The following is a 10,019-nucleotide window of genomic DNA, read 5'->3' on the forward strand; positions in this document are numbered from 1 at the left end:
GCGGTTACTGCCCGCTGGGCACCGGCAGGGGCGCGATGTCGAGCGGCCGGGTCCGCTCGGCCTCCTGGAGCGGGTAGTAGATGCGGGCGAAGATCTTCCCCTTCGCCCTGGTGCTGGAGCCGACCGTGCGATAGACGGTTCGGCGCAGCGCGCGGGAGAGCCGGCCGGAGAGCGCGAAGGCACGCTCCTGACGCAGCTGCAGCGTGCGCGCGACGGCCACGGAGGCCTCGCGCTCCTGCTGGAAGCGTTGCGTCGCCGCGTCCAGGGCGGCGTGCGGGGACGCGCCCGTTCCGCCGTGCGCAAGCGCTTCGGAGGTGAGCCGGGCCAGGACCACCGCATCGGTGATCGCGTGGTTGACGCCCTGGCCGAGCACGGGGGTGAGGGTGTGCGCGGCGTCCCCCATCAACGCCAGACCCGGGCAGGACCACTGGGGAACCACCGTGGTGAAGATGTCCAGCATCGAGGTGTCCGACCACTTGGTGACCGCGTCGCGCACGCCCGTGGAGATCTCGGGCGCCAGCTCGTCGATCCGGGCGTGCAGGGCGCGGACGCCCTCCTTGCGCATGTCGCGCAGGCCGCCCTTGGGGATGTTGAAGCCGACCCGGACCAGGTCGGGCACCGTCGGGATGAACAGGCCGTGCCGGTCGCCGACGATCCGCACCCGGTAGGTGTGTCCGTCCCAGGCCGCGGGCCTCGGCACCTTGAACCAGACGAAGTCCCGCTCGAGGGGCGTCTTCTCGTACGCGAGCCCCGACATCTCACGGACCTTGCTGAACCGCCCGTCGGCCCCGACGGTGAGCGCGGCGTGCACCTCGAAGGGGCCGTCGGGACCCGTGCAGCGCACCCCGGCCACCCGCCCGTCCGCGTCGTGCAGCAGGCCGGTGGCGGCGGCCTTGCGCACCAACTTGAATCCGGGGAGCGCCGATGCCTCCTCGGTCAGGGCCGTCAGGAGCGGTGGCTGGGGCAGCTCCATGGGGTAGGGGGAGGGCTGGTCGAACGCGGCGAAGTCGGCGGACAGGACGGTGCGCCCGTTCTCCATGATCTCCATGTGGTGGGTCTCGAGGGTCTGGTCACGGACCTTGTCAAGGAGCCCCATCCGGTCGAGCAGCCAGACCGAGTCGGGCGAGATCGACTCGCCGCGGAAAGAGCGGTCGAAGCGCGCGCTCTGCTCCACCACCGTCACCGCGACGGACCGTCGTGCCAGTTCGAGCGCGAGGGTGAGCCCGGCGGGTCCGCCTCCCACCACACAGACCTGCGTCCGATGAGCCGCTGCCATCTTTCTGCCTCTCCACGGAACGGTTGGTCCCGGCGAGCATCGGCGTGCGGACTAAAGCTCGGCTTGCGGGCCGCGGCGCCCCACACAAGGCGTCCTTAAGGACCTGGCACAAGGCTCGGCACCGCAGCTACCCCAGGAGTGCTGATGAGAGCAGCGGACACGGCAGGAACGGCAAGAACGGCACGAACGGCCGGGAAGGCAGGGAAGGCGCACACGGCCGCCCTTGCGCGGAACGCGCCGGACACCGACGAGATGGTGCTCGTCCACTCCCTCTTCCGACGGGAGTACACGGCCGCCATTTCTCTTGTACGCGGTGTCGGCGCGGGAGACACCCGGCGCAGCGAGACCGTCGCCGGCCATCTCGCGGCGCTCGGCGGCATGCTGGAGGAGCACCACCTGGCGGAGGACGAGCTGGTCTGGCCGCGCCTTGCCGACGACTCCGCTGTCGACGCGCGGGTGCTACGGCGCATGGAGGAGCAGCACGAGCGGATCGCCGAGGCGCTGGGGCGGCTCCAGGAGGCGCTGCCCCGATGGCGCGAGCGCGCGGAGCCGGCGCGGCGAGATGCCGTCGCGGACGCCTGCGCCGATCTCGTACCGGTCCTCGCCGAACACCTCGCCGACGAGGAGGCCCACATCCTGCCCCTGGTCCCGGGGCGATTCACCGCCGAGCAGTGGGCGCGGCTGAGCGAGCGCGGCCGGGCGGCCGTGCCGAAGGCGCACCGGCTCTACATGCTCGGGGCCATGTCCGCCGCGGCCGGCGCCGACGGGCAGGAGCAGTTCCTCGGCCGGCTGCCGAGCCCGGTGCGACTGTTGTGGCGGGTGGCAGGGCGGCGGCTGCACCGCCGCGCGACGGCCCGGCTGCACGGCACCTGAGCACCACCACGGACTGCCTGCCGTGCACTCATTCCCCCGGAGTGCACGGCAGGCTCTTGTGCGTGCTCAGTCGATGCGTACGCTCCTCGAACGGGACTCCACACGCTGCTTGAGCGCCTCGTTCAGCGCCGCGAAACCGCGCTCCGAGTCGGAGATGACGGACCCGGTGAACGGCACGAGGACTCCGCTGAACCGCTCGGCCTGCACGACCCGGGTGCCGTCGCCGACCGCTGTCAGCTCGAAGCTGTGCTCACCGTCGAAGATGCCGCGGACCCCGAACCGGCCGCGCCAGCGCAGCAGATGACCTGCTTCACTCACCAGGACGGTGGGCCGGAAGGTCATTTCCCTGCCCGACGGGAGACGGAATCGCAGCGAGAGACGGGCGCCGGGCGAGGCCGTTCCATCGGCCTCCACGAGAAAAGGGTTCCATTCGTGGAACGCGGCGAAATCAGAAAGGACCGCCCACACTTGTGTGGGGTCGGCTTCGATCTCTATCGAGGCGGAAATGCGGCGCATAGGTCTGGACTCCTTCGCCAGGGGATTGTTTCCTTAAGGTGCTCGACAAGGCAATGCTAGCCTCGCGGCCGCCCCGAGTTCACCGGCTCCGTACGGGAATTCAAGCCGCGCAAGCCACCCTTTAGCGAGACCATGCAGAATTGCCCAATGGAGGCGCGCTTTGAATACGCAGGCAGAATTGCGGACGCCGCTTCTCGACGGCGTGTACGGCCCGTACGACATACGCGCCCTTCAAGCCGAGCGGCTGCCCGGACTCGCCGAGGAGATCAGGGAGTTCCTGGTGGACGCCGCCTCCCGTGAATCCGGTACGAGCTCGGACCTGGGGCCGAGCCTCGGCGTGGTGGAGCTGACCATCGCCCTGCACCGGGTCTTCAACTCCCCCCGCGACCCCCTCCTGTTCGACCGCGCCGACCAGAGTCACGTCCACGAACTGCTCACCGGGCACCGGGACGCCACCCGGCCGCGCGCACAGACGGCCCTCTCCTGCGCCGACGGGATCGCCAGGGCCCTGCGGCTGCGCGGCGGCGCCGACCGGCACGTGGTCGCCGTCATCGACGACGAAGCGCTCACCACCGGGGTCACCTGGGAGGCGCTCAACAGCATCGCGGCCACCGGGGACCTGCCGGTCGTCATCGTGGTCAACGACCGTGGCGGCCTGTCCCTCACCGAGCGTGGCGGACTCGCCGAGCGCTTCCTGGACCTGGGCGAGAACGTCCTGCGCCGCACCCCGGTCGTCGGCCGCCCGCTCTTCGGCGCCCTGCACGGCGTCAAGCGGAGCCTGGGCGAACCGGCCGCCCCGCAGGGGCTTTTCGCCCACCTCGGCCTGACGTACACCGGGCCGGTCGACGGCCACAGCGTGCCCGACCTCGAGGCCGCGCTGCGCAGGGCCAGGGACTCCGGTGGCCCGGCGATCGTGCACTGCGTGACCCACGCGAGGACGCGCACCGCCGAGGTCACCGGCGCGGACGCGGGGCAGGAGGAGTCCTGGACGTCGGTCTTCGGCGAGGAAATGGTCAAGGCCGGCGCGGACCGGCCCGAGGCCGTCGGGGTCACGGCGGGCACACCCCGCCCCGCGGGGCTCGACCCGTTCGCCGAGGTCTACCCCGAGCGGGTGCACGACGCGGGCGGCGCCGGACAGCACGCCGTCACCTCCGCCGCAGGACTGGCCGCGGGCGGACTGCACCCCGTCGTGGCGGTGGGCGCGTCCTTCCTGCACCGCGCCCTGGGCCAGGTCCTCGACGACGTCGCCGGGCACAGGCGGGGCGTGACGTTCGTGGTGGACGGGGCTGACAGGGCGGAAGGGGCGGACGGGGAGACACGGACCGAAGGCGCGGGGCCCGGACCCGACGGGATGTCGGACCTGGCGCTGCCGCGTCTTGTCCCCGGACTCCGGATCGCCGTACCGCGCGACGGCGCCCGGCTGCGGGCCCAGCTGCGCAGGGCCATCGAGATCGACGACGGACCCACGGCGATCCACTTGCCCCGAGGACCCGTCGGGCCCGACATCGAGGCCGTGGCCCACGACCGCGGCACCGACGTGCTGCACCGGACCGCCGACGGCCCACGCGACGTACTCGTCGTCTCGGTGGGAGCGATGGCCCACGTCAGTCTCGTGGCCGCCGGACTCCTCGAGGCGCGCGGTGTGGGCGTGACCGTCGTGGACCCGGGATGGGTCGAGCCCCTCGACCCGCGGATCGCCGAACTCGCCCTGGAGCACCGGCTCGTGGTCACCGTCGAGGAAGGCGGCCGGGCGGGCGGGGTCGGTTCGGGGCTCGCCGAGACACTGAACGACGCCTCGGCCCGCGTACGCGTGCTGCGCCTTGCGAGCGGTACAGCGGGGTCTGGCCTGACCGGGCCGGGCATGGCGGAGACCGTACTGAGCGGTCTTCCGACCTGAGGCGTCGCCTCGCTTCGACCGATGCAATGGGCCCTTTAGCCGACCCCTCCAAGGTGGGGGCCACGCATCGCATGGCTGCCGCGTCACCGACGCGCGGCCGTCCGGCCCCCTGATACGCGTGCCCCGCCACTGACAGGAGAAGAGAGACGTGACGACAGCAGTGACGACAGCAGTGACGACCACTGAGGCGGAGCGGGTCGGCCCCCTGGACAGGCTGCGCGCGCTGCACCGGGAGCAACGCATCGCGGCGGAGTACCCGGCGGTGCCCGCGCTGCTCGCCGAACTCGCCGCATCACCCACGGGGTTGGCGGACCTCACCCGCGCGGGCAGGCTGCTCGCCCGCGTCGAGCCGGAAAGCATCCGGGAACTGCACCCGGGTGCCGGCCCTGCCACCGTCGCGATCACCGGACACGGCATGCTGGACGCCCTGCCCCCGGCCCTCACCGCCCAGTTCGCCCGGCACGGCATCCCGCTGCGGGCCTCCGACACGGAGTACGACTCCTGGCTGCGGGATCTTCAGGACACCGGCAGCCCGCTGTACGCACCCGGCACCGACCTCGCCCTGTGCGTCCTCGACGCACCGGTCGTCTTCGACGAACTCCCGCTGCCCTGGCGGGTGGAGGACCTGGCCGCGGCGCTCGACGCCAAGCTGGAGCTGATCGCCGGGCTTGTGGCCCGCTACACCGAGCACGGTCCGGGAACCCTCGTACTCAACACGCTGCCCCTCCTGAGCAGCCAGACCCACCAGCTGGTGGACCACCGCTCACGCACCGAACTCTCGGTGCGCTGGCGCGAGTTCAACACCGGGCTGCTGCGGCTCGCCGCCGAGCACCCCCGGCTGCACGTCGTCGACCTCGACCCGCTGATCGCCGAATGCGGCCCCCTCCGCGACAGCCGGCTCGCCGCCTACGCCAAGGTGCACCTCGGCGAGGAACTGCTCGGCCGCTACGCCCGCGAGATCGGCCACCTGGCCAGGGCGCTGCGCGGCCGTGCCAAGAAGGTGCTCGTCGTGGACCTCGACAACACCCTGTGGGACGGCATCCTGGGCGACGACGGCGCCGATGGCATCGCGGCCGCGACGACCTACCGCGGCGAGGCCTTCCGCACGTTCCAGCGCGCGGTCAAGCAGATCGGGGCGCAGGGCGTACTGCTCGCCGTATGCAGCAAGAACGACAAGGAGCCGGTGCTCGGCGTGTTGCGCGACCACCCCGACATGGTGCTGCGGGAGGCGGACTTCACCCGGGTCAACGCCAACTGGCAGCCGAAGGACGGCAATCTCCGTGACATCGCACAGCGGCTCAACCTCGGCGTGGACAGCTTCGTCTTCGCCGACGACTCGCCCTTCGAATGCGGCCTGGTGGCCGCGAGCCTGCCCGAGGTCGCCGTGATCCGTCTCGACGAGGAGCCGGCGCTGCACGTGGACCGGCTGCTCGCCGACGGCTGGTTCGACGTCCGTGAGCTGACGGCCGAGGACCGCACGCGGGCGGGCCAGTACCGCTCCGAGGCCGACCGGCAGGACCTCCAGGAGAGCGCGGGCTCGATGGAGGAGTACCTCAAGGCCCTGGACATCCGCGTGGAGGTGTCGCCCGTACGCGACCACGAGCTGGCAAGGATCGCCCAGATCACCCTGCGGACCAACCAGTTCAACCTCACCACGCAGCGCCTCCAGCAGGCGGACGTGGTGCGGCAGAAGGCATCCGCCGACCATCTGGTGCTCGCCGTGCGCTCCCGCGACCGCTTCGGCGACAACGGCGTCGTCGGGGCCCTGTTCGCGCACCGCACGGCGGAGGGGCTGCGCATCGACAACATGCTCCTGAGCTGCCGGGTCTTCGCCCGCGGCATCGAGGAGGCGGCGCTGGCCTCGCTGCTGACGCACGCCCGCGACTCCGGGGCGGCCGCCGTCCTTGCGAGTTACCGGCCCACCGCGAAGAATCACCGGGTCCGCGACTTCTGTCCCTCGCTCGGCTTCGAGATCATCGAGGAAAGCGCGGACGGCGCCCTGGAGTTCCGGCATTCGCTCACCGAACTCCCCACACTTCCCGCGCATCTCACCCTCGACGTCACTTTCACCGACGCCTGATTCCGCTGCGATTCCACTTCGATTCCGCTTCCCGGAATCCCCGGCACCCCTTCCTGGCGCCCGCCCCCTTTCCCGGGGCGGGCGCCAGGCCTGTTCCGGCCCGCACAAGCGCCGCCTTAGCGCGTCGTCGGAGCATCACGCTGTCCGAACAATCCTCGCCGGCGCCAAGCCAGCGGATCGTGGAGAGGTCAGGGAAAGAAGTTGACAACCTTCCGAACCTTTACGGAACTGGTCCTGGCGCGCACCAGCGCACTCGGCCCCAAGGACGCCTTCATCTTTCTGCCGGACGACGCCAAGGGCTCGGCCCCGCAGCATCTGACGTACGGCCAACTCGACCAGGAGGCACGGCGGATCGGCTCCTGGCTGCAGGAGCGCGGGGCGACCGGGCGTCAGGTCCTGCTGCTCTACCCCTCAGGCCTGGAATTCATCAAGGCCTTCGTCGGCTGCCTGTACGCCGGGGCCGTGGCCGTGCCCGCACCGCTTCCCACCGAGCAGGGCCAGCACTTCGCCCGGGTCTCGGGAATCCTGCGGGACGCCGAGGCGCGCGCGGTGCTCACCGACGGGGGCAACGCCCCTGAGATCTCCGCCTGGCTCGCGGCCGAGGGCATGTCGGACGTGGACTGCCTCGCCACCGACAGCGTCGGCTACGGCGACGCCGGAGCCTGGAGCGAGCCGTCGCTCACGCCGGACAACCTTGCCTTCCTGCAGTACACGTCGGGCTCGACGAGCGAGCCCAAGGGCGTCATGGTCTCGCACCACAACCTGCTCGCCAACGAGACCGCCATCCAGCGCTCCGTCGGCTCCAACTCCGATACCCGCTACGGCGGTTGGCTGCCCTTCTACCACGACATGGGCCTGATCGGTCACATACTCCAGCCGCTCTTCCTCGGCGGCTCGGCCTCCCTCATGTCACCGGTCTCCTTCCTCAAGCGCCCGCACCGCTGGCTGCAGATGATCGGCGACTACAAGGTCACCATCGGCGGCGGCCCCAACTTCGCCTACGACCTCTGCCTGCGCCGCGTCACCGACGAGCAGCTCGCCGGCCTCGACCTCTCCAGCTGGCAGGCGGCCTGCAACGGCGCCGAGCCCGTCAGGGCCGAGACGATCCGCGCCTTCACCGAGCGCTTCGAGCCCGCGGGCTTCCGCCCCGAGACCTTCTTCCCCTGCTACGGCATGGCCGAGACGACCCTCCTCGTCTCCGGCACCCCGCGCGGCACCCGCCCCGTCGTCCTCGGTGTCGACTCCGAGGCCCTGGAGGCAGGACACCTCGCCGACCCGCGCGCCGACGAGCCCAGCCGCACCCTGGTCAGCAGTGGCGTCTTCCACGACTTCGACGTACGCATCGTCGACCCGGAGACCTTCCAGGAGAGGCCCGAAGGATCCGTCGGCGAGATCTGGGCCAAGGGCGACAGCGTGGCGACCGGCTACTGGAAGCGGCCCCTCACCAACAAGGAGATCTTCGACGCGGCCCTCAGCGACGGCAAGGGCGGCCATGACGAGGGCGGCTGGCTGCGCACCGGCGACCTGGGCGTCCTGGAGGACGGCCAGCTCTATGTGACGGGGCGTCTCAAGGAACTCGTCATCGTGGCGGGCCGCAACCTCTACCCGACGGACATCGAGCGCGCCGTGCAGAGCACCGACAAGGCCCTTGCCACCGGCTCGGGAGCCGTGTTCGCGGTGGAGACCGACCGGGAGCACCTGGTCGTCGTACAGGAGGTGCGCACCAGTTCCGTCAGTACCGACCTGCGGACCCTGGCCACCGGCGTCCAGGCGCTCATCGGCCGCGAGCTCAACATCCCCGCGGGCAATGTGCTCCTCGTCCGCCCCGGCACCATCCGCAAGACGACCAGCGGGAAGATCCAGCGGACCCTGATGCGCCAGCTGTTCCTCAAGGGGCAGATCACCCCGCTGTACGAGGTGCTCGAGCCCGGCGTGCGCGGCCTGGTCGCCGATGCCACCGACCGTCCGCTGGAAACGGTGATCTGACATGGAGCATCCGCCGTACCGGCTGGCCGGGGACCTCGACCGCTTCCTCGGGGACCCGAACGACCCGCGGGAGACGTTCTCCTACGCGCGCTGCGCGGAGCTGGACGAGAAGGAGGAGTTCCCCGCGGACATCTGCCGCCGCCTCCAGGAGTGGGGCCTCTCCGGCTACTACGTGCCGGTCCAGCACGGCGGACAGCTCAGCGACTACGAACAGCTGCTCCAGCTCACCCGTGTCGTCGCCCGGCGCGACCTGACCGCCGCCATCGGCCACGGCAAGACCTACCTGGGCGGTGTCTGTGTGTGGATCGCGGGCAGCGCGGAGCAGGGCGAGCGGCTGGGCGCCGACATCAAGGCGGGCGTCCCCGTCTCGCTCGGCCTCACCGAACGCGCCCACGGCAGCGATCTGCTCGCCGGCGAGGTGCGGGTCGACGACACGGCGGCGGCGCCCGGCGGCTGGCTGGTCAGCGGCGAGAAGTGGCTGATCAACAACGCCACCCGCGGCTCCGTCCTGTCCCTGCTCACCCGCACCGACCCGGTCGGCGGGCCGCGCGGCTTCAGCGTCCTGCTCGTCGACAAGCGCGAGCTGGAGGAGGGCAGCTACCGCCATCTGCCCAAGGTGCACACCCACGGCATCCGCGGCGCCGACATCTCCGGCATCACCTTCGACGGGGCCCGGGTGCCGCGCCGGTCCCTGGTCGGCGCCGAGGGCGGCGGCGCCGAGATCGTCATCAAGGCCCTGCAGCTGACCCGCACCATGTGCGCGTCGCTCTCCCTGGGCGCCGGAGACCACGGCCTTCGCATCGCCCTGGACTTCGCCGAGGAGCGCGAGCTGTACGGGCGACGCATGATCGATCTGCCCAAGGCGCGCGGAACCCTGGCCGCCGCGGCGGCCGACCTGCTCCTCAACGAGGCGCTCGCGCTCGTCGCGTCCCGCGCCGTGCACACCCAGACCGCCGAGATGAGTCTCACCGCGGCGGTCTCCAAATACCTGCTGCCCTCCGGCACGGAGGCGGTCCTCGGCGAACTCAGAGGTCTCCTCGGTGCTCGTGCCTTCCTCAAGGACGTGTACGCGGACGGCAGGTTCCAGAAGGTCGAGCGGGACCACCGCATCGTCGGTCTCTTCGACGGCAACACGCTGGTGAACCTCAACTCCCTGGTGAACCAGTTCCGTTCGCTGGTACGCGGCCACCGGCGCGGCACCGGCGACAGCGAGGGCGCGGTCGCCGCCTACGACCTGGGCGCGCCGCTGCCCCCGCTCGACCCCTCGAGGCTGTCCCTCGTCGCGCGGCGCGGCAGCGGAGTCATCGCGGGCCTCGCGGCATCCGTCGACGCCATCGTCCGACGGGCGGCCGGTGAACCGGCGTTGCGCCCGGCGGCCGCCGCGGCCGAGC

General features: G+C 71.4%; 7 protein-coding genes. 5 read left to right on the forward strand and 2 right to left on the reverse strand.

Translation table 11 applies throughout. The annotated features are described in order from the left end of the window. Nucleotides 1-4 precede the first annotated feature (4 nt). A complete protein-coding gene (locus ABD378_RS28360; protein ID WP_344525193.1) occupies nucleotides 5-1,276 on the reverse strand; it encodes an FAD-dependent oxidoreductase in 1,272 nt (423 codons plus the stop codon). A gap of 144 nt (nucleotides 1,277-1,420) precedes the next feature. On the opposite strand from ABD378_RS28360, the gene ABD378_RS28365 reads away from it, so the two are divergent. Further along, nucleotides 1,421-2,149: a hemerythrin domain-containing protein gene (locus ABD378_RS28365; protein WP_344525195.1), complete on the forward strand. Its 729-nt coding sequence runs from the start codon at nucleotides 1,421-1,423 to the stop codon at nucleotides 2,147-2,149. Nucleotides 2,150-2,215: 66 nt separating this feature from the next. Here the strand turns inward: ABD378_RS28365 and ABD378_RS28370 are convergent, their stop codons facing one another. Further along, complete coding sequence (locus tag ABD378_RS28370; RefSeq protein WP_344525197.1) at nucleotides 2,216-2,665, reverse strand: SRPBCC family protein; 450 nt, start codon at nucleotides 2,663-2,665, stop codon at nucleotides 2,216-2,218. A gap of 160 nt (nucleotides 2,666-2,825) precedes the next feature. Here ABD378_RS28370 and ABD378_RS28375 point away from each other — a divergent pair, with 160 nt between their 5' ends. The 4 genes from ABD378_RS28375 to ABD378_RS28390 form a co-directional block, all read left to right on the forward strand. Beyond that, nucleotides 2,826-4,562, forward strand: coding sequence for a 1-deoxy-D-xylulose-5-phosphate synthase N-terminal domain-containing protein (locus tag ABD378_RS28375; RefSeq protein ID WP_344525199.1), 1,737 nt, complete (start codon nucleotides 2,826-2,828; stop codon nucleotides 4,560-4,562). A 160-nt stretch (nucleotides 4,563-4,722) separates the two neighbouring features. Continuing rightward, entirely contained in the window at nucleotides 4,723-6,642 is a 1,920-nt protein-coding gene (locus tag ABD378_RS28380; RefSeq protein ID WP_386546666.1) for an HAD-IIIC family phosphatase, read from the forward strand. 201 nt (nucleotides 6,643-6,843) lie between these two features. Continuing rightward, nucleotides 6,844-8,628, forward strand: a complete 1,785-nt coding sequence (locus ABD378_RS28385) for a fatty acyl-AMP ligase (protein ID WP_344525203.1) — start codon at nucleotides 6,844-6,846, stop codon at nucleotides 8,626-8,628. A gap of 1 nt (nucleotide 8,629) precedes the next feature. Continuing rightward, nucleotides 8,630-10,019 (forward strand): acyl-CoA dehydrogenase family protein (locus ABD378_RS28390; RefSeq protein ID WP_344525205.1); only part of this gene is annotated, 1,390 nt, incomplete at its 3' end.

The organism is Streptomyces rectiviolaceus (assembly GCF_039533825.1).
In the GTDB taxonomy this organism is placed as follows: Bacteria; Actinomycetota; Actinomycetes; order Streptomycetales; family Streptomycetaceae; genus Streptomyces; species Streptomyces rectiviolaceus.